At 63.0% G+C, this 26,704-nt stretch carries 28 protein-coding genes; 13 read left to right on the top strand and 15 right to left on the bottom strand.

Going from position 1 to position 26,704, the window contains the following annotated elements; genetic code table 11:
* The first annotated feature begins 35 nt into the window (after positions 1 to 35).
* Positions 36 to 1,817: an aspartate--tRNA ligase gene (gene aspS / locus AB0O87_RS12440; RefSeq protein ID WP_363516403.1), complete on the top strand. Its 1,782-nt coding sequence runs from the start codon at positions 36 to 38 to the stop codon at positions 1,815 to 1,817.
* A 216-nt stretch (positions 1,818 to 2,033) separates the two neighbouring features.
* Here aspS and AB0O87_RS12435 read toward each other — a convergent pair whose 3' ends face one another.
* Positions 2,034 to 2,807 (bottom strand): TSUP family transporter, encoded by a 774-nt coding sequence (locus AB0O87_RS12435; protein ID WP_363517394.1) that lies wholly within the window; start codon positions 2,805 to 2,807, stop codon positions 2,034 to 2,036.
* A 207-nt stretch (positions 2,808 to 3,014) separates the two neighbouring features.
* On the opposite strand from AB0O87_RS12435, the gene AB0O87_RS12430 reads away from it, so the two are divergent.
* The 4 genes from AB0O87_RS12430 to AB0O87_RS12415 are packed head-to-tail and all read left to right on the top strand — an operon-like array spanning position 3,015 to position 6,968.
* Positions 3,015 to 4,154, top strand: a complete 1,140-nt coding sequence (locus AB0O87_RS12430) for an ABC transporter substrate-binding protein (RefSeq protein ID WP_363516400.1) — start codon at positions 3,015 to 3,017, stop codon at positions 4,152 to 4,154.
* A complete protein-coding gene (locus AB0O87_RS12425; RefSeq protein ID WP_363516397.1) occupies positions 4,151 to 5,089 on the top strand; it encodes an ABC transporter permease in 939 nt (312 codons plus the stop codon). The genes AB0O87_RS12430 and AB0O87_RS12425 overlap by 4 nt, the downstream gene beginning before the upstream one ends.
* Positions 5,086 to 5,880, top strand: a complete 795-nt coding sequence (locus AB0O87_RS12420; RefSeq protein WP_363516394.1) for an ABC transporter permease subunit — start codon at positions 5,086 to 5,088, stop codon at positions 5,878 to 5,880. The genes AB0O87_RS12425 and AB0O87_RS12420 overlap by 4 nt, the downstream gene beginning before the upstream one ends.
* Complete coding sequence (locus AB0O87_RS12415; RefSeq protein WP_363516391.1) at positions 5,877 to 6,968, top strand: ABC transporter ATP-binding protein; 1,092 nt, start codon at positions 5,877 to 5,879, stop codon at positions 6,966 to 6,968. Before AB0O87_RS12420 ends, AB0O87_RS12415 begins: the two co-directional genes overlap by 4 nt.
* Positions 6,969 to 6,988: 20 nt before the next feature.
* On the opposite strand, the gene AB0O87_RS12410 is transcribed toward AB0O87_RS12415, so the two are convergent.
* From AB0O87_RS12410 to AB0O87_RS12400, 3 genes are read right to left on the bottom strand one after another with little or no spacing between them, the layout of a single operon-like run.
* Entirely contained in the window at positions 6,989 to 7,744 is a 756-nt protein-coding gene (locus tag AB0O87_RS12410; protein ID WP_363517391.1) for an amino acid ABC transporter ATP-binding protein, read from the bottom strand.
* Positions 7,741 to 8,538, bottom strand: coding sequence for an amino acid ABC transporter permease (locus AB0O87_RS12405; protein WP_363516388.1), 798 nt, complete (start codon positions 8,536 to 8,538; stop codon positions 7,741 to 7,743). The genes AB0O87_RS12410 and AB0O87_RS12405 overlap by 4 nt, the downstream gene beginning before the upstream one ends.
* Positions 8,539 to 8,572: 34 nt before the next feature.
* Positions 8,573 to 9,391, bottom strand: coding sequence for a transporter substrate-binding domain-containing protein (locus tag AB0O87_RS12400; protein ID WP_363516385.1), 819 nt, complete (start codon positions 9,389 to 9,391; stop codon positions 8,573 to 8,575).
* A 221-nt stretch (positions 9,392 to 9,612) separates the two neighbouring features.
* Between AB0O87_RS12400 and AB0O87_RS12395 the strand changes: the two genes are divergently transcribed.
* Genes AB0O87_RS12395 through AB0O87_RS12385 form a run of 3 tightly spaced genes read left to right on the top strand, consistent with a single transcriptional unit; the run spans position 9,613 to position 15,396 of the window.
* Positions 9,613 to 10,164 carry a hypothetical protein gene (locus AB0O87_RS12395; RefSeq protein WP_363516382.1) on the top strand — a complete coding sequence of 184 codons (552 nt, stop codon included), beginning with the start codon at positions 9,613 to 9,615 and terminating at the stop codon, positions 10,162 to 10,164.
* Position 10,165: 1 nt separating this feature from the next.
* Positions 10,166 to 14,077, top strand: coding sequence for a Pls/PosA family non-ribosomal peptide synthetase (locus AB0O87_RS12390; RefSeq protein WP_363516379.1), 3,912 nt, complete (start codon positions 10,166 to 10,168; stop codon positions 14,075 to 14,077).
* Positions 14,074 to 15,396, top strand: a complete 1,323-nt coding sequence (locus AB0O87_RS12385) for a M1 family metallopeptidase (RefSeq protein ID WP_363516376.1) — start codon at positions 14,074 to 14,076, stop codon at positions 15,394 to 15,396. Before AB0O87_RS12390 ends, AB0O87_RS12385 begins: the two co-directional genes overlap by 4 nt.
* Here AB0O87_RS12385 and AB0O87_RS12380 read toward each other — a convergent pair.
* From AB0O87_RS12380 to AB0O87_RS12340, 9 genes are all read right to left on the bottom strand, one after another.
* Positions 15,369 to 16,004: a 4-phosphopantetheinyl transferase gene (locus AB0O87_RS12380; protein ID WP_363516373.1), complete on the bottom strand. Its 636-nt coding sequence runs from the start codon at positions 16,002 to 16,004 to the stop codon at positions 15,369 to 15,371. The genes AB0O87_RS12385 and AB0O87_RS12380 overlap by 28 nt on opposite strands.
* Positions 16,005 to 16,021: 17 nt before the next feature.
* On the bottom strand, positions 16,022 to 16,324 hold the full coding sequence (locus tag AB0O87_RS12375) for a Dabb family protein (protein ID WP_363516370.1): 303 nt from the start codon (positions 16,322 to 16,324) through the stop codon (positions 16,022 to 16,024).
* Positions 16,321 to 16,617: a glutaredoxin family protein gene (locus AB0O87_RS12370; protein WP_363516367.1), complete on the bottom strand. Its 297-nt coding sequence runs from the start codon at positions 16,615 to 16,617 to the stop codon at positions 16,321 to 16,323. Before AB0O87_RS12370 ends, AB0O87_RS12375 begins: the two co-directional genes overlap by 4 nt.
* Positions 16,614 to 16,916 carry a rhodanese-like domain-containing protein gene (locus tag AB0O87_RS12365; protein ID WP_363516364.1) on the bottom strand — a complete coding sequence of 101 codons (303 nt, stop codon included), beginning with the start codon at positions 16,914 to 16,916 and terminating at the stop codon, positions 16,614 to 16,616. The genes AB0O87_RS12370 and AB0O87_RS12365 overlap by 4 nt, the downstream gene beginning before the upstream one ends.
* 78 nt (positions 16,917 to 16,994) lie before the next feature.
* Entirely contained in the window at positions 16,995 to 17,093 is a 99-nt protein-coding gene (locus AB0O87_RS12360; RefSeq protein ID WP_003792170.1) for an AURKAIP1/COX24 domain-containing protein, read from the bottom strand.
* Positions 17,094 to 17,224: 131 nt separating this feature from the next.
* Positions 17,225 to 17,416, bottom strand: coding sequence for a helix-turn-helix domain-containing protein (locus AB0O87_RS12355; protein ID WP_017204627.1), 192 nt, complete (start codon positions 17,414 to 17,416; stop codon positions 17,225 to 17,227).
* 75 nt (positions 17,417 to 17,491) lie between these two features.
* Complete coding sequence (locus tag AB0O87_RS12350; RefSeq protein ID WP_363516361.1) at positions 17,492 to 18,607, bottom strand: hypothetical protein; 1,116 nt, start codon at positions 18,605 to 18,607, stop codon at positions 17,492 to 17,494.
* A gap of 67 nt (positions 18,608 to 18,674) precedes the next feature.
* The gene (locus tag AB0O87_RS12345; protein WP_363516358.1) at positions 18,675 to 19,205 is read right to left on the bottom strand and encodes a barstar family protein; all 531 of its coding nucleotides are present in this window, start codon (positions 19,203 to 19,205) and stop codon (positions 18,675 to 18,677) included.
* A 70-nt stretch (positions 19,206 to 19,275) separates the two neighbouring features.
* On the bottom strand, positions 19,276 to 19,692 hold the full coding sequence (locus AB0O87_RS12340) for a metalloregulator ArsR/SmtB family transcription factor (RefSeq protein WP_363516355.1): 417 nt from the start codon (positions 19,690 to 19,692) through the stop codon (positions 19,276 to 19,278).
* A gap of 104 nt (positions 19,693 to 19,796) precedes the next feature.
* Between AB0O87_RS12340 and AB0O87_RS12335 the strand changes: the two genes are divergently transcribed.
* The 4 genes from AB0O87_RS12335 (at position 19,797) to AB0O87_RS12320 (ending at position 24,307) form a co-directional block, all read left to right on the top strand.
* On the top strand, positions 19,797 to 21,227 hold the full coding sequence (locus tag AB0O87_RS12335) for a potassium transporter TrkG (RefSeq protein WP_363516352.1): 1,431 nt from the start codon (positions 19,797 to 19,799) through the stop codon (positions 21,225 to 21,227).
* The gene (locus AB0O87_RS12330) at positions 21,220 to 21,891 is read left to right on the top strand and encodes a TrkA family potassium uptake protein (protein ID WP_363516349.1); all 672 of its coding nucleotides are present in this window, start codon (positions 21,220 to 21,222) and stop codon (positions 21,889 to 21,891) included. Before AB0O87_RS12335 ends, AB0O87_RS12330 begins: the two co-directional genes overlap by 8 nt.
* A gap of 65 nt (positions 21,892 to 21,956) precedes the next feature.
* The gene (locus tag AB0O87_RS12325) at positions 21,957 to 22,733 is read left to right on the top strand and encodes an ABC transporter ATP-binding protein (protein WP_363516346.1); all 777 of its coding nucleotides are present in this window, start codon (positions 21,957 to 21,959) and stop codon (positions 22,731 to 22,733) included.
* Positions 22,715 to 24,307, top strand: a complete 1,593-nt coding sequence (locus tag AB0O87_RS12320; protein WP_363516343.1) for a hypothetical protein — start codon at positions 22,715 to 22,717, stop codon at positions 24,305 to 24,307. Before AB0O87_RS12325 ends, AB0O87_RS12320 begins: the two co-directional genes overlap by 19 nt.
* A gap of 30 nt (positions 24,308 to 24,337) precedes the next feature.
* Here AB0O87_RS12320 and proC read toward each other — a convergent pair whose 3' ends face one another.
* Positions 24,338 to 25,177 carry a pyrroline-5-carboxylate reductase gene (gene proC, locus AB0O87_RS12315; protein WP_363516340.1) on the bottom strand — a complete coding sequence of 280 codons (840 nt, stop codon included), beginning with the start codon at positions 25,175 to 25,177 and terminating at the stop codon, positions 24,338 to 24,340.
* Positions 25,178 to 25,236: 59 nt separating this feature from the next.
* Between proC and AB0O87_RS12310 the strand changes: the two genes are divergently transcribed.
* Positions 25,237 to 26,208, top strand: a complete 972-nt coding sequence (locus tag AB0O87_RS12310) for a cation diffusion facilitator family transporter (protein ID WP_363516337.1) — start codon at positions 25,237 to 25,239, stop codon at positions 26,206 to 26,208.
* Between the two features lie 6 nt (positions 26,209 to 26,214).
* On the opposite strand, the gene tadA is transcribed toward AB0O87_RS12310, so the two are convergent.
* Complete coding sequence (gene tadA / locus AB0O87_RS12305; RefSeq protein ID WP_363516334.1) at positions 26,215 to 26,670, bottom strand: tRNA adenosine(34) deaminase TadA; 456 nt, start codon at positions 26,668 to 26,670, stop codon at positions 26,215 to 26,217.
* Positions 26,671 to 26,704: the final 34 nt, after the last annotated feature.

Below are 26,704 nucleotides of genomic sequence, written 5' to 3'. Positions count from 1 at the left end.
GGGTTACCCATTTCCCAGATCAGAAGGAATACTCCGTGCTTCGCACCCACTCGGCAGGCTCTTTGCGAGCCGAGCACATCGGTCAGACTGTCACCCTCTCGGGTTGGGTCGATCGCCGTCGCGATCACGGAGGAGTTGCCTTTATTGATCTGCGTGATGCTTCTGGCATCGCCCAGGTCGTTATCCGCGATGAAGAGATCGCGCACCCGTTGCGCAACGAGTTCGTGCTGAAGGTCACAGGCGAGGTATCGCGTCGCCCCGATGGCAACGCGAACCCGAACCTGCCCACGGGCGAGATCGAGCTCATCGCAACCGACGTCGAGGTGCTCAACGAGTCCGCTCCCCTGCCGTTCCAGGTGTCCACGGCGCTTGCCGACACCGAGACCGTCGGCGAAGAGGCACGTCTCAAGTACCGCTACCTCGATCTGCGCCGCCCCGCATCGGCCTCCGCACTGCGTCTGCGGTCGAACGTCTACAAGGCGATCCGCGATGTACTGCATGCCGATGACTTCACTGAGGTCGAGACCCCGACTCTCACGCGCTCGACGCCTGAGGGCGCTCGCGACTTCCTGGTGCCTGCTCGTCTGAGCCCCGGCAGCTGGTACGCCCTGCCGCAGTCGCCGCAGCTGTTCAAGCAGTTGCTGATGGTCGGCGGCGTGGAGAAGTACTTCCAGATCGCCCGTTGCTACCGCGACGAAGACTTCCGTGCAGACCGTCAGCCGGAGTTCACGCAGCTCGACATCGAGATGAGCTTCGTTGACCAAGAAGACGTGATCACCCTGATGGAGTCGCTCATCGTGGCGATGTGGGCCACGATCGGCGTCGAAGTTTCTACCCCGCTGCCGCGCATGACCTACGCCGACGCGATGTCGAAGTACGGCTCAGACAAGCCCGACCTGCGCTTCGGCCTCGAGCTTGTCGAGGCGACCGAGTACTTCAAAGACACTCCATTCCGTGTCTTCCAGGCAGAATACGTTGGCGCTGTGCGCATGCCCGGTGGCGCCAGCCAGCCGCGCAAGCAGCTCGACGCCTGGCAGGACTGGGCGAAGCAGCGCGGCGCTCGCGGTCTCGCCTACGTGCTGTTCCAGGAAGACGGAACGCTCGGCGGTCCCGCAGCCAAAAACCTGTCCGAAGCTGAGCAGGCGGGGCTTGCTGCTCTGGTCGGCGCCGAAGCGGGCGACTGCGTCTTCTTCGCTGCCGGTGCGGCGAAAGACAGCCGCGCACTGCTCGGTGCCGCACGTGTGGAGATCGGTCGCCGCCTCGGCTACCTGAACCCGGACGAGTTCGCGTTCACCTGGGTGGTTGACGCCCCGATGTTCGAGCCAGCAGCCGACGCGGTGGCGTCGGGCGACGTAGCCGTCGGCGCAGGAGCGTGGACGGCAGTGCACCACGCCTTCACCGGTCCGAAGCCGGAGTTCCAAGACACCTTCGACACCGATCCAGGCTCCGCCCTCGCCTACGCGTACGACATCGTGTGCAACGGTTCCGAGCTCGGCGGCGGCTCGATCCGTATCCACCGCGAAGATGTGCAGAAGCGCGTGTTCGAGGTCATGGGTATCAGCGATGAGCAGGCAGACGAGCAGTTCGGGTTCTTGCTCGACGCTTTCAAGTTCGGTGCTCCGCCGCACGGAGGAATCGCACTCGGCATGGACCGCGTGCTCCAGCACCTGACCAAGACCGAGTCGATCCGCGAAGTCATCGCGTTCCCGAAGTCCGGCAACGGCTTCGACCCGCTGACCTCTGCCCCCGCGCCGATCACTGACGCACAGCGCGCCGAGGCCGGCGTCGACTTCGAGCCAGAAGACGACGAGGCCTGACGCCTCCCGTCGCCTTCGTGCTTCGACAGGCTCAGCAACCCAGCCTTCGTGCTTCGACAGGCTCAGCAACCACCCCCTGGGTCCCTGAGCCTGTCGAAGGGCGGTCCCTGAGCCTGTCGAAGGGCGGTCCCTGAGCCTGTCGAAGGGCGGTCCCTGAGCCTGTCGAAGGGCGGTCCCTGAGCCTGTCGAAGGGCGGTCCCTGAGCCTGTCGAAGGGTCAGCCGAAGGCCGGGACGATGTTCTCGTTCCACACGTCGGCGCCGAGCTTGGCGATCAGCGCGATCACGACCACCAAGAACACAACCCGGATGAACGTGGTGCCGCGCGAGATCGCCATCCGCGAACCGAGGTAGCTCCCTGCAACGTTGGCGACCGCCAAAATCCCCCCGAGCACCCACAGCACGGCGCCGTACGGGATGAACAGGATCAGTGCGCCTGCGTTGGTGGCGAGGTTTACGATTTTGGCCTTCGCGCTCGCCTGCAGAAAGTCGTATCCGAGAAGCGCGACCAGAGTGATCACCAGAAAAGTGCCGGTCCCCGGTCCGATCATGCCGTCGTAGAAGCCGATCCCGAGCCCCGCGGCCCCCGCCATGATGTGGTGCTTGTGTCCGTGGAACCGCAGTTGCGTCGCCGCGCCCATCTGCGGCCGAAACGCGGTGAACAACGCGACCACGAGCAGGGCGATCACGATGATGGGCTTGAAAGCGGCTGGCGGCAGCACCGTCGCGACCGCGGCCCCTCCAAACGAGCCAACCAGCGCGATCAAGGCCATCGGTATCGCGGTGCGGATGTCGGGTTTCGCGCGTCGATAGTAGGTCACGCTGCTGGTCGCGGTGCCGAACACCGAAGCAAGTTTGTTGGTGGCCAGCGCTTGCACTGGTGAGATTCCGGGTATCAACAAAAGTGCGGGCAACTGCAGCAGCCCTCCCCCGCCGACGACTGCATCAATCCATCCGGCACAGAATGCCGCGATGACGATCAACAGCAGCATCCCCCAGGTGAGCTCTTCTAGTCCGAGCACTGCGCCGATATCCACTTGGCCATGATTCCAGACATGTAGCGAGATTCGGTCAACCGGACCGGCCACCACCCCGTCATCGCCCGTTTACCTGACCCGCGATTGCCGGTCACTTCGGCCTCATAGTGTCCATTCGCAACCCGAAGCCGGCTCACAGCGCCGGACACCGAGAGGACACTCATGGCCCGCACTACCCGCCACGCGCGCATCGGCGCTGGTATCGCCCTGGCCGCCACGGCCGCACTCGTACTCACTTCTTGCGCAGGCACTGCAGATGCTGCCGCCGGAGGCGACTCCGACGTCGACGCCACCGCCGCAACGTCGGTGACCGACTTCGGCACATTCGCTGACCTCGAAGAGGCGGCCAAGGCCGAAGGCGCACTGAACGTCATCGCGTTGCCGCGCGACTGGGCGAACTACGGCGAGATCATCGACCTGTTCACCGAGAAGTACCCGGAGATCACCGTCAACGAGGCCTCCCCCGACTTCTCCAGTGCGGAAGAGATCCAGGCAGCGAAGACGAACGAGGGCCTCGACACAGCCCCCGACGTGTTCGACCTCGGTCTCACCGTCGCGCTGCAGAACACAGATGTGTTCGCACCCTACAAGGTGCAGACCTGGGACGAGATCCCCGACGCTTTGAAGGAGCCGACCGGCCTCTTCGTCGGCGACTACGGCGGGTACATGTCTGTCGGCTACGACTCGTCGAAGTTCGACGCGCCTGCGTCGCTCGATGACCTGCTCTCGGCCGATTACAAGGGCGCCGTCGCCATCAACGGCGACCCGACCCAGGCTGGCGCAGCGTTCGCTGCGGTGGGCCTTTCCACCGTGCAGTCAGACGGCACACTCGACGACTTCCAGCCAGGCATCGACTTCTTCACCGAGCTGCAGCAGGCAGGCAACATGCTCAAGGTCGACGTGACAACCGCAACTGTTGCGAGTGGCGAGACCCCGGTCGTCTTCGACTGGGATTACCTGAACGCCGCGCACACCGCCGACAACGAAGACTGGAAGGTCGTCGTCTTCGACGGTGTCGGCTACGCCGGTTACTACAACCAGGCGATCAACGCCGACGCGCCGAACCCTGCGGCTGCTCGCCTGTGGCAGGAGTTCCTCTACAGCGACGAGGTCCAGAACCTCTGGCTGAAGGGTGGCGCACGCCCTGTGCGTATGGACGCCATGACCGAGGCAGGCACGATTGACGCCGACCTCGCCGCTGCACTTCCCGAAACCCCGGCTGACACGGTGGTTCCGACCGAAGAGCAGTCGACGAACGCTGGCACGCTGCTCGGCGAGAAGTGGGCCGCGGCGGTCCAGTGACCACCCTCACCGCAACGGGTGCAGATGCTGCGGCATCTGCACCCCTGACCCCCGCCGGGTCCTCGCCCCACGCGAGGGCCCGGCGGTCCGTTCCATCTTTGGCCTGGCTGGGGCTTGTCCCCTTCGCCGCTTACGTTGTGCTGTTCCTCGCTGTGCCCACGGTGTTGGCGATCGGATCCGGCTTCTTCACGAAGGACGGCACGTTCACCTGGGACAACATGTCGGCGCTCGTCGACCCCGTGGTGTTGAAGACTTTCGCCAATTCTGCTGGCCTCTCCCTGCTCACCGCCGTCGTCGGCGCGCTGGTGGGAGCACTGGTCTGTTATGCCCTGCTCGGCATGGACCCGCAAGGGCGCACGCGTTCTTCCGTGGACGCAGCCGCCGGTGTCCTCGCGCAGTTCGGCGGCGTCATGCTGGCCTTTACCTTCATCGCCACCATCGGCATTCAGGGCGTCGTGACGGTGTTCCTGCGGGAAGACCTCGGCATCAACATCTTCGAAAATGGCACGTGGCTCTACGAGCTGCCTGGGCTGATCCTGCCCTACTTTTACTTCCAGATTCCGCTGATGGTCATCACCTTCATGCCCGCTCTTGCCGCGCTCAAGCCGCAGTGGGCCGAGGCCAACCTGACCCTCGGCGGCACGCGCGCGAGCTTCTGGATGCGCATCGGCATTCCCGTTCTCGCCCCCTCTTTTCTTGCCAGCCTGCTACTGCTGTTCGCGAATGCCTTTTCGTCATATGCCACCGCTGCCGCGCTTGCCAGTCAGGGAGCGCAGATTGTGCCGTTGCAGATTCGCGCCGCCCTCACGAGTGAGACCGTGCTGGGCCGTGAGAACCTCGCCGGCGCACTCGCGCTGGGCATGATCGTCATCGTCGGCATCGTGATGACGCTGTACTCGCTCGTGCAGCGCAGAGCAGCGAGGTGGCAGTCATGAACCGGCTCGGCCCCTCCCGCACCACCCGCTGGGTGATCGGCATTGTCGTGGGCGCGTTCTTCGCGATCCCCCTCCTGTCGACCTTCCTGTTCACGCTGCGTGATCCTGAGGATGGTCTGTCGTTCGCCCGCTGGACGGCACTCTTTGATCCGGCGGCCGCCGCCACGATCAAGCCCATCTGGATCGGGCTCGGCAACTCTTTGATTCTCGCGGTCGTCACCGTGGCAATTGTGTTGTTTCTGCTCGCACCGACCATGATCTTGGTCAACCTGCGCTTCCCGAAACTGCGGCCTGCGTTCGAGTTCGTGGTGTTGCTACCGATCTCGATTCCGGCGATCGTGCTCGTCGTCGGCCTCTCCCCCATCTACCTGCAGATCGGCCGCACATTCGGCACCGGCACGTGGACGCTCGCATTCGCGTATGGCATCACGGTGTTGCCGTTCGCCTTTCGCTCCATCCAGGCCTCGATTGACGCCGCCGATCTGCGCACGCTTTCTGAAGCCGCACGGTCGCTCGGCGCAGGCTGGCCGACCGTTGTATGGAAGGTTCTCGCCCCGAATCTGCGCCAGGGCCTTCTCGCTGCGTCACTGATCTCTATCGCCGTGGTCCTGGGGGAATTCACGATCGCCTCGCTGCTGAACCGACAGGTGTTCCAAACGGCGATGGTCGTGGTGAATAAGCAAGACCCATATGCCCCTGCCATCTTCACGCTGCTGGCGTTGCTCTTTGTTTTCCTGCTCCTGCTCCTCATCGGTCGCGTTGCCCGCGGCACCGGAAAGGTCCGCTCATGACCCTCGCCCATCCGCTCCCCCGCACCAAAGACAATCTCCTTCTCGCCGGCGCTGGTGAAGGCACTCGCGTCGAGCTGCAGGGCATCGTGAAGAGCTTTGGCGGCAACCGCGTGTTGCACGGCGTCGACCTCGATATCGCGCCAGGAGAATTCGTCTCGCTACTCGGCCCCTCCGGCTGCGGCAAGACGACACTGCTGCGCGTGCTCGCTGGACTCGAAGGCGCAGATGAAGGCGCTGTGTTCTTGGACGGCGGCGATGTCTCGCGCGTCTCTACAAACAAGCGCGACATCGGAATGGTCTTCCAGTCCTACTCACTGTTTCCGCACCTTCGGGTGTCAGAGAACACAGCCTTCGGACTGCGCCGCCGCGGTGTCGGCAAGGCTGAGTCGGCCCGCCGCGCTGTCGACGCCCTCGCGCTTGTGGGCCTCAGTGACTTCGCTGACCGCTTTCCGCATCAGCTCTCTGGCGGACAGCAGCAGCGGGTAGCGCTGGCCAGAGCCCTCGTCACCGAGCCCAAAGTCCTGTTGCTCGACGAGCCGCTCTCGGCACTTGATGCGAAGGTGCGAGTGCAGCTGCGAGACGAGATCCGTCGCATTCAACTGCGCCTCGGCATCACCACCGTTTTCGTCACTCACGACCAAGAAGAGGCATTGGCTGTCTCTGACCGCATCGCCGTGATGAACTCTGGTCGGATCGAGCAGATCGGTTCACCGGAGGAGCTTTACACCATGCCGTCGACGGCGGGCGTGGCGGCGTTCGTCGGCCTCTCCAGCATCGTATCTGGGGTCGCAGAGGGCGATCATGTCGTGGTGTGGGGGCAGCAGCTTCCGTTGCAATCACCTGCCGACGGACCGGTCGACGTGTACCTACGCCCAGAGAACGTGTACTTCGCGTCAGAGGCGGATGCCGCCACCGAAGCGCTGGTGGAAGAGAGCACGTTCCTCGGCAGCATGCGCCGCACGCTGGTGCGTACAGAGGCGGGCGAACTTGTCAGAGTGCAGCACGCGCCAGGCATAAACCCCACCTACGGCGATCGCGTTCGCATCGCGGTCGCTCCTGAGCCTGTTGCCGTGCACCCGCGCGGCTAGGCCATCGTCGGCAGAAAGGCTCAGAGCACGCGTGCGAGGAAGTCTTGGGTGCGCGGGTGCTGCGGGTTGCCCAGCACCTCGCGCGGATTGCCCTCTTCGACGATGTAGCCGCCATCCATAAAGATGAGTCGGGAGCCGACCTCGCGAGCAAAGCCCATTTCGTGCGTAACGACCAGCATGGTCATGCCCTCGTCGGCCAACTGGCGCATCACCTGCAGCACCTCGCCGACCAGCTCAGGGTCAAGCGCCGACGTCGGCTCATCGAACAGCATCATGTCGGGGTTCATGCACAGCGCCCTGGCGATTGCCACACGCTGTTGCTGACCACCGGAGAGGTGGCCTGGGTAGGCTTCCGCCTTCTCAGAAAGGCCGACCCGCTCCAACATCGCCTGCGCGATAAGCTCCGCCTCTTTCTTGGACCGCTTCTTCACGCGCTGCTGAGCGATGGTGAGGTTGCCCAAGACGCTGAGATGCGGAAAAAGGTTGAAGCTCTGAAACACCATGCCGATGCGCGTACGCACCCTGTCGATATCCACATCAGGATCGGTGATGTCGACGCCCTCGATCAGGATCTTGCCCGAGGTCGGCTCTTCCAGCAGGTTCACCGAACGCAACAGCGTCGATTTTCCAGAGCCGGACGGTCCGATCACGCAGACAACCTCACCCTTGGTCACGGTGAGGTCGATGCCTTTGAGCACTTCGTTGTCGCCGAACGACTTCACGAGCCCCTGCACGTCGATTACCGGCGCGTGGACATCAATCAGGTCGGTGATCATCGTTGCTTCGCCATCCGTCGTTCCAGCCACGCGCTAAAGCGCGTGAGTGGGATTGTCACGATCAGGTAGAGGATCGCCGCCATGATGAGCGGCGTGCCGTTCGCGTTCTGCGTGCTCGCATCACGTGCGAAGTTCGTGAGCTCTTTCGACCAGATGAAGGAGCCTGCGACGAACAGCAGCGAGGTGTCTTTCAGCAACAGCACGAACTCGTTGGTCAGCGGCGGAATGATGATCCGGAAGCCCTGCGGCACCACGATCCAGAATGTCGTCTTCGCGGGCGACATTCCGAGGGATCGTGCGGCCTCGCTCTGTCCCTTGGGGACCGCCTGGATCCCGGCGCGAATCGTCTCCGCCATATAGGCAGAAGCCACGAGCACGAGTCCGATCAGGCCGAGTACAACCGGTCCGCCGAGTTTCGTTCCAGGAACACCCAGCGCAATCGGCAAGATGAACGCGATCGCGAAGATCGTGAGAATCGCAGGCAGCCCGCGGAACAGCTCGATCCACACCGTCGCAATCCACCGGAACGGACCGATGGACGAGAGCTTCATCAACGCCAACAGCACGCCGAGCAACAGCCCGCCGACGAACGCCACCGCGGTGAACCACAGCGTGTTCACGAGCGCCGTCGTGATGATCCCAGGGAACATCTGCAACGCGACTTCGGGGTTGAGGAACAGTTCCGCTATACGCGCCCAGTCGGTGCTGACAGCCAGCCAAATCGCGACGGCTATCAGCACCGCATAGACGGTGTACCGGTACAGCTTCTTCTTGGTGGTGCGCCTTAACGCCATCGTCAAGGTCCTCCCGACCTCCCGTGCCTACCGATTAATTTGCGGTGAAGTAGGTGTCGTAGATCGTCTGGTAGTCGCCGCTGTCGCGCAGTTCCTGGAGCGCTGCGTTGACCGCGTCGCGGAGCGCATCCTTCTCGCCCTTTGCAAAAGCGAAGCCGTAGGACTCGTCGGTGTTGTAAGTCTCGACGATCTCGTAGGCCTCGTCCGCCTTCTCGTGCTCGAGGTTGACGGGCTGGTCCTGCAGGATCGCTTCGATCTGGCCTGCCTGGATCGCCGGCCACAGTTCACCGTCAGAGGGGTACTGCACGAGCTGTGCGCCTGGAGCGTTCTCGCCTGCGTACGTCTCGCCGGTGCTGCCCTGCTGCACTCCGACGTTCTTGCCATCGAGGTCGTCGATCGACTCGATGCCGGAGTCCGTGCGCACGAGCAGCGACTGCAGCGAGTCGTAGTACGGGTCAGAGAAGTCGATGTTCGCCTTGCGCTCTTCGGTGATCGTCATGGCAGACGCACCAATGTCGCACTGTCCGGCGGCGAGCGTCGTGCCGGACTGCAGAGCATCGAAGCCCACATCCTGAACAGCGAGCTCGAGTCCGAGGTTCTCCGCAATCGCGCCGAGCAGGTCGATGTCGTACCCGGAGTATCCGGTCTCGGTGCTCGGGTCTTCGAACTCAAACGGAGCGTAAGGAATGTCAGAGCAGACGGTCAGCGTCCCTGCCTCGATCAGGCCGTACTCGTTGTCCGCTGCGGGTTCCGTGTCGCTTCCTGCGTCATCAGATCCGGTCGCGCAGCCAGCGAGCGCGAGGGTAGCGGTAGCCGCAATTGCGAGACCGGCGAAGAGGTTGCGACGAGGCATATGTGCTCCTGTGAGACGAGGGCGAGGCCCAGGCGGGTAGGAGAACATTCAAGCACGCGGCTCGTCGCGTGACCAATGACATCGCGGCAAGGCGCATTACGTTTGTGTTTCAGATGCGCGCCTGCGCACCAGGGTGCGGCACCAACTGTTCACCTACGCGCACTACCTTGCTTCCCGTTATCGCTTGAGCGCACATGCTCCACATGCAAAGGGAAGAGATCATGGCCAAGAAGAAGACGTCACAACGCAACGCTGAGGCCGCTCTAGACGCGGCGAAAGACGCAGCTAAGAGCGCCAACAAGCTGATCAAGACCCTCCCGAAGAAACGCGCAAAGAAGCTGAAGCCGCTCGTCGAGGATGCAAAGGATGCGTCGAAGGCATCGAAGAAGAAGGTTGCCGACCGCCCGAAGAAGGTAATCAAGAAGGCCACCGCTGCCACCGAGCGACTGGAAGAAGCGACCGCACGCTTGCAGGCACCGAAAAAGTCCTCCAAGAAGGAGTCCTCCAAGAAAGAGGCTCCGAAGAAAGAGGCTCCGAAGAAAGAGGCTCCGAAGAAAGAGGCTCCGAAGAAAGAGGCTCCGAAGAAAGAGGCTCCGAAGAAGACTGCGACCTCCGCGGACACCTCGGTCCAGGCGCCAGCGTCTGCACCGGAGGCCACGCCGGATCTTTCGTCACTGACGGTCGTCGCCCTTCGAGCCCGTGCCCGTGCAGCCGGACACACCGGATACTCGCGTCTTTCGAAGGCCGACCTGCTCGATCTCCTTGAACGCTGACGTGCAACAAGGACTGGATCGGGGCGCTGAGGCTCCCGCACCCCGCACTCTGATCGACATCCTCAGCGCAACAGCGGCGCAGCACCCCGAGGCGTCAGCAATCGAAGACGCAGATGGCGCACTGAGCTACGCCGAACTGCTCGTGCGTGTGCGGCAGACCGCCGCTGTTCTGGCCGCACACGGAGTGCGCGCGGGTGACCGCATCGGTGTGCGGATGACCTCGGGGCGACGAGAGCTGTACATCGCGATCCTTGGCACCATGGCCGCAGGCGCGGCCTACGTACCGGTCGATGCCGACGACCCGCAGGAGCGCGCTGATCTCGTGTTCCGCGAAGCGGAAGTTGCCGGAATGATCACCGACTCCGGCTTTCAACTCGCGGGAACCGAAGACCACACGGAACTTTTCAAGGGCGAAGCGCCGCATCCGCGCACCGCAGCTATCCCTATCGCGACCCCACCGACGGTGGATGATGACGCGTGGATCATCTTCACCTCCGGTTCGACAGGGGTGCCGAAGGGGGTCGCCGTTTCGCACCGTTCCGCTGCCGCGTTTGTCGACGCCGAGAGTCGACTCTTCCTGCAGGATGCGCCGCTCGGTGCGGGAGATCGAGTGCTGGCAGGACTCTCGGTCGCTTTCGATGCCTCCTGCGAAGAGATGTGGCTCGCGTGGGGTCACGGCGCGTGTCTGGTTCCCGCTCCCCGAGCGCTGGTGCGCTCCGGCGAAGATCTGGGGCCTTGGCTGCTCGGCCACGGTATTTCTGTGGTCTCTACCGTGCCGACTCTCGCAGCGCTCTGGCCTCAAGATGCGATCGAGAACGTACGCCTGCTGATCTTTGGCGGCGAAGCCTGCCCGTCTGAGCTGGTCGCCCGCCTCGCCTCCGAAGGGCGAGAGATTTGGAACACATACGGCCCGACGGAGGCGACCGTCGTTGCTTGTGCATCACTGATGACCGGCACGGGCCCCGTCCGCATTGGCCTACCGCTCGACGGATGGTCGCTCGCCGTCGTCGATGAGGCTGGCGAGCTGGTCGCAGATGGAGAACCCGGTGAACTGATCATCGGCGGAGTGGGCCTCGCCCGCTACCTCGATCCCGCCAAGGATCAGGAGAAGTACGCCCCGATGCCGTCGCTTGGCTGGGACCGGGCGTATCGCTCGGGCGACCTGGTGCGCTTCGAACCCGAGGGCCTGATTTTCCAAGGCCGTGCCGACGATCAGGTGAAGATCGGCGGCAGACGTATCGAATTGGGTGAGGTAGAGACCGCCCTACAGCGCCTGAGTGCTGTTTCGGCGGCCACTGTGGTGGTGCAAAAGACGGAGAGTGGCATGCCACTCCTCGTGGGCTACCTCGTGCCGGATGAGAACTTTGACCTGCAGACCGCCAGAGGCGAGCTGTCAGAGACCCTTCCCGCCCCTCTCATTCCGCTACTGACGACAGTGGACGACCTTCCCGTTCGCACCTCAGGCAAAGTCGACAAGGCAGCACTTCCGTGGCCGCTCGACTCGGCGGAACCCGGCAGATCGTCACTCTTTGGCACGGCTGCCTGGGTCGCGGAGCAGTGGCTCGCTGTGCTGGGCGTGCGCCCTGGGGATGAGAACGCCGACTTCTTTCGGCTCGGCGGCGGGTCACTCGCCGCGGCGCAGTTGGTTTCACGGCTGCGCACCCGCGCCCCAGAGTTCACGATGTCTGATGTCTACGATCTGCCGCGACTGCGGCAGATGGCAGATGCGGTAGAAGAAGAATCAGACGACGACGGACCCCGCTCATTCAGCCAGCAGCGCCCGACGCCCCGACGAATGCAGTGGGTGCAGACAATCGCTGGTCTGCCGCTGTTCGTGTTCACCGGTATCCGTTGGCTCCTCTTCGTGCTCACCGCTGGCTGGATCCTGCAGTGGGTTCCCGGGTTCGATTTTCTGCCTGTTGTCTCCGGTTGGGGGCTCTTGCTCGGCCTTGTCGTCTTCGCAACACCGCTGGGCAAGATGAGTATCGCGGCGGTGTCGGCTCGGCTCTTGCTGGCGGGGGTGCGACCAGGTGACTACCCGCGCGGCGGTGGAGTGCACCTGCGACTCTGGCTCGCTGAGCAGATCGCTCAGCAGGTCGATCCGGTAGGCCTCGCCGGAGCGCCCTGGGTTGTCTACTACGCCAGAGCGCTCGGTGCCCGGATCCACAAAGACGTCGACATGCACACGATTCCGCCGATCACCGGCATGCTCAGCGTTGGCGCAGGTGCCTCCATCGAGCCGGAGGTCGATCTCACGGGCTACTGGATCGACGGTGACACCGTACGCATCGGCGGTATCCGCATTGGTGCCGATGCGAAGATCGGCGCGAGAAGCACCCTGGCGCCCGGTACGAAGATCGGCAGAGGGGCGGAGATCGCTCCGGGCTCCGCCGTATTCGGACGCGTGCGCTCACGTCAGCGTTGGGCTGGTTCGCCAGCGGCTCGCGTGGGCGGGGCCTCTCAGCCGTTCGCCAACGAGCGCCCGCCGAGCAAGACGCGATGGCTCTGGGCCTATGCCCTCTCCTCCACGTTCCTCGGCATTCTGCCTGTCCTCTCCTTCGCCGCCGGAGCAGCACTACTGGTCTCTCCCGCGCGGGACGCCGCGAGCATCGCCGCAGCTGCTCCCCACCTGTTCGCAATGCTGATACCTGCGGTACTACTCACGGGAGCGGTCTTCACTGTCGTGGTGCTGCTGCTGGTGCGACTTCTCGGCATCGGCCTCACTGAGGGCACCTATCCGGTGCGCTCTCGGGTGGCGTGGCAGGCCTGGACGACGGAACGACTGCTCGACTCGGCGCGCACGTTCCTGTTTCCGCTGTACTCGAGCATCCTCACGCCGCTGTGGTTGCGGGCGCTCGGCGCTGACGTTGGCCGTGATGTTGAGGCCTCGACTGTGCTCTTGATCCCCAAACTCACCACCATCGCAAACGGTGCGTTCCTCGCGGACGACACCATGGTTGCCACATATGAGCTGCACGGCGGATGGATGCGCCTTGGGCGTGCCCGCATCGGCAAGCGCGCCTTCCTCGGCAATTCCGGTCTCGCCGCCGGAGGACACAACGTGCCGCGTGATGGTCTCGTCGCTGTGCTCTCGGTCGCGCCGTTGAAGGCGAAAGCAGGGTCATCCTGGCTCGGGTCGCCTGCCGCGCGACTGCGCCGGGTTGTCAACGATTCCGACCTTGAACGCACCTACCGCCCACGCACCGGCCTGCGCGTGGCGAGGGCGCTGTGGGAGCTTTGTCGCGTCATTCCTGTGTTCGTCACCTGCGCGATCGGGTTGTGCGTGATGCTCGCGCTCTCCACGATCCTCGAGTCGTGGGGGTGGGGCTGGGCTGTCGCGCTGTCTAGCGTTGTCATGCTGACCGCTGGCGCCGTGGCGGCGCTAGTGACCACCGCAGCCAAGTGGCTGATCGTCGGCCCGATCCGCGCGGGTGAGCACCCGCTCTGGTCGAGCTTCGTGTGGCGCACCGAGGTATCGGACACCTTCACCGAGATGGTCGCCGCGCCCTGGTTTGCCAACGCCGCTTCCGGCACACCGGCACTGGCGATCTGGCTACGCACGTTGGGGGCGAAGATCGGACGCGGTGTCTGGACAGACAGCTACTGGCTGCCAGAACCCGACCTCGTCACCCTCGGCGATGGCGCCACCGTGAACCGCGGTTGTGTGGTTCAGACACATCTGTTCCATGATCGTGTGATGAGCATTGATGTCGTACATCTCGAGAACGGTGCGACCCTCGGGCCGCACAGCGTGATCCTTCCCGCTGCGACGATTGGTGCGGATGCCACGGTGGGCCCTGCCTCACTCGTGATGAGGGGTGAGTATGTTCCGGTCGGGAGCCGTTGGAGCGGCAATCCGATTGGGCCATGGCGCGCGGTCAAAGTGCGCTCCTACCAGGAGACAGACGCATGACCGCTGACGCATACACACCGCACAGCGGAGATCGACGATTCAGTGTTCTGCACTACGACCTGGCGCTCGACTACCGTGTTCCCCCCAATAGGCTCACCGGAACGGCGACTCTCCACGTGCGCGTTGAAGAACGCACGAACAGCCTGTTCCTCGACCTCGTCGGTCTCAAAGCGACAAAGGTGAAAGTGGGCGGCGATCGGGCCGTGCGGTTCCGGCAGGATGCGAGGCACCTCAAACTGCAGCTCGGAAAAGAGAGCGCGGCTGGAGAAGAGCTCGCGATCACCGTTGAATACTCCGGCGCTCCCGCGCCACGTCGAACCAGGTGGGGCCTCATCGGCTGGGAGGAACTCGAAGACGGAGCGCTCGTCGCATCGCAGCCCACGGGAGCGCCGACATGGTTTCCCTGCAACGACCTCCCCTCCGATCGGGCGACGTACCGGCTGGAGTTCACCGCAGATCCCGAGTACACGGTCGTGAGCGGCGGAACCGCCACTCGGTCGACCCAGCGAGGCCGGACGAGGTGGACTTTTCAGCAACCGCTGCCGACCGCTACCTATCTGATGACCGTGCAAATCGGCCAGTATGTCGACGAGCGTGTGAATCTGGGCGACGTCCCCGGTCGCATCTACTACCCGCGAGCGATGGCACCAAGAGTTGCGGCCGATTTTGCTGATCTTCCGCAGATGATGCGTGTGTTCGAAACAGCATTCGGCCCGTACCCTCAGGACTCCTACAAGGTGGTCGTCACACCGGACGAACTCGAAATCCCGCTCGAAGCGCAGGGGATGGCAATTTTCGGTGCCAACCATATCGATGGCGCCGGGGGCAGCGAGCGGCTCGTCGCTCACGAACTCGCGCATCAGTGGTTCGGCAACAGTGTGGGCGTTCGCCGGTGGCAAGACATCTGGTTGAACGAGGGCTTCGCGTGCTACGCGGAATGGATATGGTCGGAGGCCGCTGGGGGCCCGAGCGCGCACGCCGAGGCGCTCGCGCACTACGCCCGCATTGCGTCGCTCCCCGCAGATCTGCTGCTGTCGAACCCCGGCGCAAAAGACATGTTCGATGACCGCGTCTACAAAAGAGGCGCGCTCGCGTTGCACTCACTACGCCTATCGATCGGCTCCGAGGCATTTTTCACGCTGGCCCGCACCTGGACTTCGCGTTATGCAAGCCTTGCCGTGTCTAGCGACGACTTTCTCGGACTCGTCGACGAGCTCGCGGGGACAGCGGCTCGCGATCTGATGCGTACGTGGATCGATGAGCTGCCACTACCTGCACTCCCCCGCGAAGCTCAGTCGCGCGCGACAGACAGCGTGTAACCGGAGGGCCCCGCCAACGTGACGACACGCAGCGTCGCGGGGCTGCCGGGGAGCCTAGCCATCCAGGTCGCATCGTCGGCGACCCCTGGAGGATCGAGAGAAAACTGCACCGTGCTTGGCTCAACCTCGATGCCTCGACCGTCGGCCTTGACGACGGCCTCGATGCGCGTCCAGCCAGCGAGGTCGGGGAGGCCACCCTGTGCAAACATAGGCGCGAGATCCGCAATCCTGGGAGCTGCGGAATCGGCCTCCACGTCAACTCCCACTGCAGTGGCTTCTGTGCTGACAGCTACGACGACGAGGTCGTCGGCGTGGCTCACGCTCACCGCGACGCCCTGCACACGCGGCGCCGCGTGCGCATCACCACACCGCATGCACTGACTATCTATCGTGACAGCACCGTGCCCTCGGACCTGCCAGACAAGGTCGCGGATAAGCGCCCGTCCTGCGAGAAAGCCCGCGGAGCGATGACCGCTGAGTTGACGGTAGCGATCGAGTTGCGAAGCGCCCAGCGCGGCGAGGTCAGCTTCGCCGAAGTCGCGCAGGTCATCTGGACGAGCCCAGGCGATTGTCACACCGCACCAGGTGATCCCTCCGCTGATCGTCACTGAGGGAAAACCGCCAGTCAGACCTCGAAGTCGACCGCGACGCGGGAGGCGACGACGGAGCGGATGTAGACCGCAACTTCTTCATGGGCAGGGTGTACCTGGTACTCCTCCAGCGCGGCGAGCGAGGCCACGTCTGCCACCAGGGTCACATCCCAATTCGCATCGAGATAGGCGCAATTCGCCCCCGCTGAGACGGAGAGAAGTTGCGGCACGACACCATCGAGCGCATTCAGGCGGCGGGCGACCTCTGCGGCCTGTGCGCTGCGTTCGTCCGCATCTTCGGCGGCGAGCTTCCAGGTGACGACGTGGCGGATTGTCATAGCGATTCCTTCTTGACGGTCACTGAATCCGCACTCACGGCCTGCTCAAGAGCGGTGCGGAGGCGGTCGGGGGTTACACGCCAGTGTGCGTGCAGTTCACCATCGATCAAGACCACGGGAATCTTCTCCCACCACAGCTCATAGAGGGCTGGATCTTCTTGGATCGACGCTTCGACAACTTCAATCTGCTCTGCTGCGGCGTCTGGCAGCTCGGCAATGACCGCGTCTACAACCTCAGATGCCACCTCGCAGAGGTGACAGTCTGGTTTGCCGATCAGAGTCAGCGTGGTCACGCCGAAGGCACCTCGACTGCGTGTCCCTGCGCGATCCACTCGCTGGTGCCGCCCTCGACGTTGGTGGCGTCGTAGCCGCGAGTCTCCAGCGCTTCGATGACGCGCGCCGACCGTCCACCTGCATGGCAGATCACGTCGAAAGACTCGGATGGCAGCTCTTCGAGACGGTTGCCGATCTCAGACATCGGGATGTTGACAGCCCCGGGGACGTGCCCCGCGGCGAACTCATCGACCTCGCGCACATCGATAAGCGGAACTCCGCTGCGTGCGGCGAGTTCGGTGACAGTGATCGACTTCATGACGTCCTCTCGGCGGTAGAGAAATACGGCCAGACACACAAAGCGCCCGTCCGAAGACAGGCGCTCGTGTCTGGTCGCTTACTTCTTGTTGCGACGCTGGTGGCGAGTCTTACGAAGCAACTTGCGGTGCTTCTTCTTCGCCATGCGCTTGCGGCGCTTCTTGATGACAGAACCCACGGAAACCTCACTAAGTCAGTGGCTAGGTGTCGCCGAAATCGGACACCCGGGTACGGGCACGGAAAATGCCTCGGATCAGTCTAGCAAACCCGACGGCCTCGGCTGTCACACAAGTGCAACAGCCACCGACATCATCCGACGTCGGCGATTGGTCGTTGCAATGCGTCAGCCACAGCGGACTCTGGCACACGATAGCTACGACCGAAGCGGACAGCTGGCAGCTCGCCCGCATGAACGAGTCGATACACGGTCATCTTCGATACGCGCATCAACTCTGCAACCTCAGCAACTGTGAGGAACCGGACGTCAGGAACTTCGGGCATCCCACGTACCCCTTTCTCGATGTCCACACTCTATGGGGTAGCTGTGACGCATGTAAACCCATGTGACGGATGTGATCACTGGTCTTGGCCGAGCGAGCGGATCGCGTCAGGCATCGTCAACGCTGCAGCCGTAGACCTCTGCGGTTGTGCAGGATCGTCTTGCTTGGCCATAAATTCGCGCGGAACCCAATCTTCGACTCCTCGATCAGCCCGGTGAGGAGGCAGCGGCACATCGTAGAAGGTGCCCTTCCCCAGATCGCGGACTCGTTCAGCCACCAGGTGTGGCCGCACGAGCTCTGCATAATCAGGAGAGAACCAACTCATCCAGGGCGCCTTGGAGGGGAGCCCTGGCCACTCGCCCCATTGTGAATCCGCGATTGACGTGAAATATCTCGACTGGTTGATCTCAGCAAAGGCGAAAAAGCTGTTCGAGCGTTCAGCGAGCTCGATAAAGAATGCTTCGAAGTTACTAGCAAAACTTTTCTTCGCGAGTAGCGTTGCCTCGAACTTCAGCTCGAGAACCTGGAAGTTCGCAAGATACTCGTCTGTCCATGAGTCAACGACTCCAGAGACCAAGCCTTTGCGTCCACTGATGCGGAGTGGGCGGGTCTCACACATCTCCCGATACACACGGTCGACACCCTCCCCGCCATCCCGCGAGAACTTCCCTCGGTTCGGCTCATAAGTGAATGGCAATGCAACCGGCAGCAATCTCGACGCCGACTCGATGTAGTGCGCCGCAAAAGAACGGCTATCCAGATCCAAGCGGCGATGCCACCTGACATGAAGAAAACCGTCTTCAGGTTTCGGTTCTTCTTGCTCAGCAGCTTCTCCAACCAGAACGCTGGACTCCACCTGCAGATCGACTATGCGACCAGCAACAAGAAGGGCGAGCTGTTCTCCGAAACGAAGCGCGTGGCCCACATGGGGCTCCTGCGTTCCTTCCACCAATATTGAATAGCGATACTTGAGCGACTTCGGGATATCGACCTCCCGCATGTCCCCAGCGTCATCATCGACGTCGTATGGGCCCTCGATCGTGAAGCAGTACTCACCGCTTTCTTGGTGTGCAATGGTGGAGACGTCTTCATCGGCAGAATTCTTCCGTTCGATGAGCTTTCCCGCCATGAGCGCTAGCGCCTGGTCTACGGGGAGGGCTGTCTCTCCGTAGACCTCTATGTCATACGACATACAACCCCGATTTCCTATTTCACTTCACCCACCCGCCCAGCGAGGATTCGCCGAGCGTTGCTGAAAGCTAGCTCTCCAGACGCAAAGGAACTTGCCTTTCGGCTGCAGCTGCGGTGAAACGACTTATGTTGTCGGTACCGTTCTCACTGATAATCATCAACGCATGAAACGGAATGGGAGGCCTTACATGCTGTTCAGGCCCATCGACAGCTTCCGCCCACGCATCACCGACGTAATTAAGCACCTTGAGGAAAGTTGGTAGCTCAACCGGATCGTCAGCAAGGACTTCCTCGGCCCGTTCGATAACGAGCACGTACGCCTTGGCCGGAAGCCAGTCGTCCATGATCTGGAGAAGTTCACCCAACGCGGGCCAGTTTTCCCCGAACCCATCAAAGAACTGAAATACGGCTCCAAATTCGTCCATCAGACCTTCATAAGAGCGCATCTTCCAGCCACGCAGCTTTCGCACACACACGTCACTCGAATCCGACGGGTTGTAAAAATAGGATGGAATCCTTTTCGCACTCCCGGGTTCTCCATGCCCAACCGAAATCCACGGGGGCGAGGTTGTCCACAAGTAACTAAGCGTCGTTCTCATCGAATTCGCATCCAGTTGCAATAGTGGTCGCCGGCAATACAGACGGCCGAAGAGCCTTCCGTCGATTCGGTCAGGAACCGAGACGCTTGAGGGCTGTCGCAACCACGTGCTTCGCAGATGCGGCAGCACGTCCGACGACCTCTGCAGCGTGCGATGCACTGCCGGGCAAGGGGCTTCCCAAGTAGTCGATGTCAGGCGCGTCATCGCCGTACGCGTCAACGAGGAACGGGACGAGCCAGTCGTCGACGGCCTCCAACGGCGCGACGGCGAGGCTGTAGAAACGCCGCTGCCCGTCCTCCCGCACGCTGACGAGTTCGGCGTCGCGCAGCACCTTGAGATGCTTCGACACGGTGGGCTGGCTGATACCCAGATCGGCGACTATCTGGCTCACGCTCGTGCCAGTTTCACCTTCTGTGGTGCGTCGCAACAGGAGCTGGAGGATGTCGCGCCTCGTGCCGTCTGCGATCACGTCGAAGATGTCGGTCATGTGATTAGGGTAGTCGTCCCCCGCACGGAGTACCATGACGAAGGCTCGGCGACTAGCGGCGGGTGTGCAAATTCGAGCGGTCGAGAGCGAAAGAGAGGGTTGCGATGTCGGGTATCGATTCGGCGTCGTCCCCCAAAGAGCGGTTGCGCGGATTCGGTTTCTGGTTCAAACACCTGGTCACCTCTTCCCCTTCGCGCTTCGCCATCGTGGTCTTTGCGCTGTTGATTCTGGTGTTTACCGTTTTGCTCTCGCTGCCGATCTCCTCGGCGAACGGCAGCGTCACGCCGCTGAACGATGCCCTCTTCACTGCGGTGTCAACGATCTGTGTGACGGGTCTGACCACTGTCGATATGGCCACCCATTGGTCTCCTTTCGGGAATGTGCTGATTTTCATCGGTGTGAACATCGGCGGGATGGGTGTGCTGACCCTTGCCTCGCTGATGGGAATGGTGATTTCTCGCAAGCTGGGCCTTCGCGCGAAGCTGATGGCCGCTGGCGACACCAACCCGATGCGCGCCCACGGTGGTGTCGTCAACGAAAGCCAGACAGTGCGTCTCGGTGAGGTTGGACAACTTCTCACGACCGTCGCTCTTTCTACCCTCCTCATCGAGGGTGTGGTCGCGCTGCTGCTGTATCCGGGCCTCGTGATGGCGGGGATCGACCCGATCACCGCACTTTGGGAAGCCCCCTACTACGCCGCGATGTCGTTTACGAATACCGGGTTCACCCCGAACGTGGGCGGTGTCGCCGCCTTCGCAGACGACTATCTCGTGCTTACCGTGCTGATGGCCAGCGTCTTTCTCGGCAGCATCGGCTTTCCCGTCATTTACACGCTCGCCAAGCATGTGTGGCACGTCAAGCGCTGGTCATTGCACAGCAAGCTCACCCTGCTGACCACCACTCTCCTGTTTCTGCTCGGCGCGGTTGTGTTCCTCGCTCTCGAGTTCAACAACCCGAAAACGTTCGGGTCGATGGATGCCGCAGACACCACGTTCCAGGCCTTCTTCCTCTCTGCGATGACCCGCTCCGGCGGCTTCAACGTGATCGATATCGCCGACCTCAACGGTTCTTCCCTGGTCGCCGCGAGCATGTTGATGTTCGTCGGCGGTGGCTCTGCCTCCACCGCAGGCGGAATCAAAGTGACCACCCTCGCCGTGCTCGCCATCGCCGTGTGGTCAGAGGCGAAGGGACGCCAGTCGGTTGAAGCTTTCGGTCGCCGCATCCCCAGCGACGTGCAGCGAGTCGGCCTCAGTGTCGTGGCTTGGGGCGCAACGATCGTGGCCCTCTCGACAATCACCATCGCGCAAATCACCAAGGCCGACATTAGCCACGTCTTGTTCGACGTAATTTCGGCTTTCGGTACCGTCGGCCTCAGTACTGGTCTCACCGCTGAGCTGCCAGAATCCGCCACCTATGTACTCGCAGCCACCATCTTTATGGGGCGCATTGGTACAGTGACTCTCGCCGCGGCAGTCGCCGCGACATCACGAACGCAGTATTACTCACTGCCCGTGGAAAGGCCGATCGTTGGTTGAAGGGCTCCGGAGCGACGCTCCTGTATTGGTCATCGGTCTCGGCCGATTCGGCGCGGCGTGTGCCGGCGAACTCGACCGCCTCGACCGCGAAGTGCTCGCGATCGACGGCAATCTCGAGCTCGTGCAGAAGTGGTCAGACCGCGTTACCCACACGGTTCAGGCCGATGCGAAGAACATCGATGCACTCCGCCAGATCGGCGCGCAAGACTTTCAGGTCGCCGTGGTCGCCGTGGGTTCCTCGATCGAGGCTTCTGTGCTGATCACCGCCAACCTTGTCGACCTCAAGGTTCCCCAGATTTGGGCGAAGGCGGTCTCGCAGTCGCACGGCAAGATCCTGGCGCGCGTCGGCGCGAACCATGTGATTTACCCAGAGCGTGAAGCCGGCGAGCGCGTCGCGCACCTCGTCAGCGGACGGATGCTCGACTTCATCCGTTTCGACGATGACTTCGTTCTCGCCAAAATGTACCCGCCGAAGTTCATTCGCGGCGTTGGTCTCAACGAATCCGGTGTGCGCTCCAAGTACAAGGTCACCGTTGTGGGTGTGAAGAGCCCAGGCAAGCCGTTCCGCTATGCGGAGGCCAACACCATCGTGACGAACCACGACCTGATCATCGTTTCTGGCACGAACAGCGACATCGAGCGCTTCGCTGCCCTAGACCGCTAGCCTCTTCGAGAAACTCCGTCTGGCGGTGGATGCCGCCTCATTCTGCTCGTGGTGGGATGGGTGTCATGACCGATCACCTAGCGGCCCCACCAGTGCTCGCCCTTCGCGGGCTTCGTAAGCAGTTCGGAGCAAAAGTCGCCGTCGACGACGTCTCCCTCGACGTGCCTGCCGGATCCATGCTCGGCCTTCTCGGGCCGAACGGCGCAGGCAAAACGACGTCGCTGGCGATGGCGACCGGCCTTCTGCGCCCCGATGCCGGGACCGCGTGGGTGCTCGGAGCCGACGTTTGGGCAAACCCTGCTGAGGCAAAGGCACGCATGGGCGTGCTGCCAGACGGCATCCGCATGCTCGACCGACTCACCGGCGCCGAACTCCTGCGCTACACAGGTTTGCTCCGCGGCATGGCCGAAGCCGATGTCATTTCGCGCAGTAGCGACCTCCTGGAGGCCCTGGGTCTTGCAGACGATCGCGACACACTCGTGGTCGACTACTCCGCTGGAATGCGCAAGAAGATCGGGCTTGCCTGCGCCTTGATCCACGCGCCGCGTCTGTTGATCTTGGACGAACCGCTGGAGGCCGTCGATCCAGTGTCTGGGGAGACGATCCGTCAGATCCTGCGCTCGTTCGTCGCGGGAGGCGGCACGGTGGTGCTCTCCAGTCACGTGATGGAGCTGGTGGAGTCGATGTGTGACCGGATCGCCATTTTGGCCGAGGGTCGATTGCTCGCGCACGGCACTCTCGATGACGTGCGTGATGGGCTTTCCCTGCAGCAGCGGTTCCTTACTCTCGTGGGGGCGCACGAACTCGGATCGGAGACGCTCGCGTGGTTGCGCTCCTCGTAGGCCTGCGGTGGCGCCAGTTTCGGCATCAGCTGTCGCGCAACCCGTGGATGTTCGTCACGCTGATCATCATGGGGATGCTGGCCCTCGGCTTTCTCGCGCTCCTCGCAGCTGGTTTGCTCGCGCTGCGTATCTTCGCCCCGAACGATGCCGTTGCAGCCGTCGTGCTCGCTGGCTCTGTCATTGTGCTTGCGTGGTGGATCGGGTCGATCCTGATCAGTGCAGACGACTCGCTCGCCCCCGAGAGGTTTGCGCTGCTTCCGGTGACAGCGCGAGCGCTGCTGCCGGGGTTCGTCGTTGCTGGCGTGACGACAGTGGGGGGCATCGGCACGACTTTTGCGCTGTTGCTCATGCTTGTCGGGTGGTCGGTGAGCATGCCGGCTCTCCTCGCCGCGCTCATCCTGATTCCCCTCGCCGTCGCCACCTGCGTGCTGGGCGCCAGAGTCGTCAGCGGTCTCCTCGGCCGGTGGCTGGCGCGTCGCAGCACGCGGGACCTGGTGCTCACTGTCGGTGTGCTGTTGGTCGCGTCGTCTGGCCTGATCATCAACCTGGGCATCGGAGCGCTTTCCACCGTGTCAGACGCGAATGGTGCGTTTGCCGCTGCAAGCGATATCGCGGGGTGGACACCAGTAGGAGCCGTGTTCGGAGTCTCTGCGTCGCTTGCTCACGGAGATTTTCTCAGTGCGGCTCTTCGGATAGTCATCGCACTCGCAACCGTCGTGGTGCTCTGGTTCACGGCGCAGCGCCTGCTAGACGCGCGCCTCGTCGCGCCGATTCAGAGCAGCGGCGGCGGACGCGTGCGCTCAGGCAAGGTACTCGATCGGATGCTGCCAGCCGGTCCGGTGGGTGCGATTGCCGCGCGCACGCTGCGGTTCTTCCGACGCGACCCCCGCCACCTCGTCAACATCGCAATGCTGGTGGTTTTGCCGGGGCTCTTCCTCGCCCTGTCCTTGATGAATGGGATTGAGACTGTCGGCTTCGATTTCAGCGCCGCCATCATCCTGATCCCCACGGTCAACGCACTACTTACCGGCACGATCATGCAGATGATGATCGCCTACGACAATGACGCCGTCGCCATGCATATCCTCAGCGGCGTCAGTGGGGCCGCGGATAGGGCCGGACGATTGCTCGGCTTCGGAGTGATTGCCGTACCAGTGACCGTCGCCATGTGCGTCGCATCGTGCTTTGTCGCCGGACGACCTGACCTCCTGCCAGCCAGCCTCGGCTCCGCGTTGGGCCTCAGCGCGATCGCGGCCGGGGCCGGGGCGTGGGTGGGCGGCTTCTTGCCTGGCCAGGCTCCCGCGCCAGAGGCGAGTCCGTTCGGCCGGGGATCGTCCGGCGGAATACAGACGTTCCTGGCGATGATCATCGTCGGGCCCATCACGCTCGTGCTCGGCGCCCCGGCATTCGGCTTCGCGATCGCGGCGATCTGGTTCCCCGCGCTCGGCTGGGTGAGCCTGGCGTGTGGCGTGGTCGTCGGAGCAGGCGCTCTCTGGGCCGGAACAGCGCTCGGGGGACGCATCCTGGATCGTCGCTGGCCAGAAGTGCTCGCCGCGGTCTCCAGCGAAAGCTGACCGCCTCACGCAAGAGCACGTCCGGGGCGGTTAGGAGCCCGCAGCGATCTCTTTGGCACGCGCCAGCGCAGCGGCGGCAGCATCAGCGAAGGTGCGATCAAGTTGCGCGTCCTGCAAAACGGCCACGGCGCGCTCTGTCGTGCCTTTCGGGCTGGTAACGCTGCGACGAAGCTCGGTCACTTCTTGCGTAGAGCTGTCGAGCAGGGCCGTCGCGCCGATGAATGTCTGTTCCGCCATCAGGCGAGCGTCTGCCTGCTCGAACCCCAGCCCCATCGCGGCCTTCGTGAACTCCTCGATGAGGAGGTAGACATACGCAGGCCCCGACCCCGAGATCGTGGAGAGCGCGTCAATCTGCGACTCCGGCACCTCGATCACTGCGCCGACAGTCTCGAACAGGCGACGCACGAGCGCCAAGTCCTCGGCAGTGGTGGTGGCGCCGGCGGCAAGACCCGTAACACCCTTGCGCACCATCGACGGCGTGTTGGGCATGGAGCGGATCACGCGAGCGTCTTCCCCCAGCGCATCGGTGAACGTCTGCAGCGTGACCCCTGCGGCCAGGCTCACGACAATCGCGTCAGAGGCGAGGTGCGGCGCGATCTCGCGCAGCAGGTCAGGAACCATTGCCGGCTTCACCCCGACCAAGACGATTCGCGCGGCCGCTGCGGCTTCAGCGTTGCCGTCTGGGCGTTCGGCGAGCGCAATGCTCGTGACGCCGTCGAGGCCCGAAAACGCCTGTGCCTTCTCGATTGTGCGGTTTGTTGCGATCACCCCTCCGTCCACCTGGACGCCGGAGGAGACCACTCCGCGAAGGATGGCCCCTCCCATCGAACCGGCACCGAGAAAAGCAAGAGAGGGAAGCGAGTCAACCATCTCGCCATCCTACGGCGGGCACTCCCGCATCTTCCGACTGACGGTTCTAGACTCATGCCATGAGTGCATCCGGAGGCAACAGGGCCATCGTCGCAGCGTTCTTGGCGAACGTCGGGGTCGCCCTCGCAAAGTTCGTCGCATGGGCGCTTTCTGGATCTGCGTCCATGCTCGCCGAAGCGATCCACTCGGTCGCTGATTCTGGCAATCAGCTCTTGCTGTTGCTCGGCCGTCGCAAGGCGCAGCACGACCCCGACCGTGCTCACCCATTTGGCTACGGTCGCGAGCGCTACGTCTATGCGTTCGTCGTCTCGATCATCCTGTTCTCGGTCGGTGGGCTCTTCGCTATTTACGAGGGTGTGGAAAAGCTCGCCAATCCCCACGAGATCGACGAGACCTGGTGGTGGCTTCCGCTGGTGGTTCTTGTCATCGCGATTGGGCTGGAGTCGTTCTCGCTTCGCACGGCTGTCAGGGAGAGCAACGTCATTCGCGAAAAGGGGCAGTCCTGGGTGTCGTTCATTCGGCGCTCGAAGGCGCCTGAGCTCCCTGTCGTGCTGCTCGAAGACGCCGGGGCACTGACCGGTCTCACATTTGCGCTGCTCGGCGTCGGACTCACCCTCATCACCGGCAACCCCGTATTTGATGCGATCGGCACCGTGATGATCGGTGTGCTGTTGGTGTTGATTGCAATCGTGCTCGGCATCGAGACCAAGAGCCTGCTGGTTGGCGAGGGAGCGACCCGTGCCGACTACGACCGCATTGTCGACGCCATCAACGCAGGCGACGAGATCGAGAAGATCATCCACATGAAGACCCTGTACCTCGGCCCGGATGAGCTGATGGTCGCGGCAAAGATCGCTCTTAACGCCGACAAGCCTCTGCGAGAAGCCGCGGATGACATCAACTCCATCGAAGCGCGAATCCGCGAAGCAGTCCCCGTCGCACGGGTCATCTACATCGAGCCGGATGTCTATCGCCCCGCGATCGACCCGACGCCCCCGACCGACGTTTTCGTCCTCAAGTCGGCAGACTGAATCTGGCTAACGCCGCCGTTCGAAGAATTCACGCAGCAGAGCGGAAGTCGCCTCTTCTTCCACGCCGCCGATCACTTCTGCGCGGTAGGGCAAGCGCCGGTCACGCAGCACGTCGTACATCGACCCAGCGGCGCCAGCCTTGTCGTCCCATGCACCAAACACCACGCGACTGATCCGCGCCTGCAGAATCGCCCCTGCGCACATGATGCAGGGTTCCAGGGTGACGACGAGGGTGTGTCCCTCAAGATTCCAAGAGCCTACGGATGCCGCCGCCTGACGCAGCGCCTCGATTTCAGCGTGACCGGTGGGGTCATGCGTCGCTTCGCGGGTATTGCGCCCCTCGGCAACGATGTTGCCTGCAGCGTTGAGAACCACGGCTCCGACGGGGATCTCGGCTGCCTCCGATGCTTCCACGGCGAGGGCAAGAGCACGCTCCATCGCAAGGTTGTCGGCCGCGGTCATGACATGAGCCTACGACAGGGATCGAACACGTCGA

It is taken from the genome of Microbacterium sp. NPDC076768, from assembly GCF_040687205.1.
In the GTDB taxonomy this organism is placed as follows: domain Bacteria; phylum Actinomycetota; class Actinomycetes; order Actinomycetales; family Microbacteriaceae; genus Microbacterium.
Note: the sequence above shows the minus strand (reverse complement) of the source record. Positions and strands in the feature narration are given on the sequence as shown.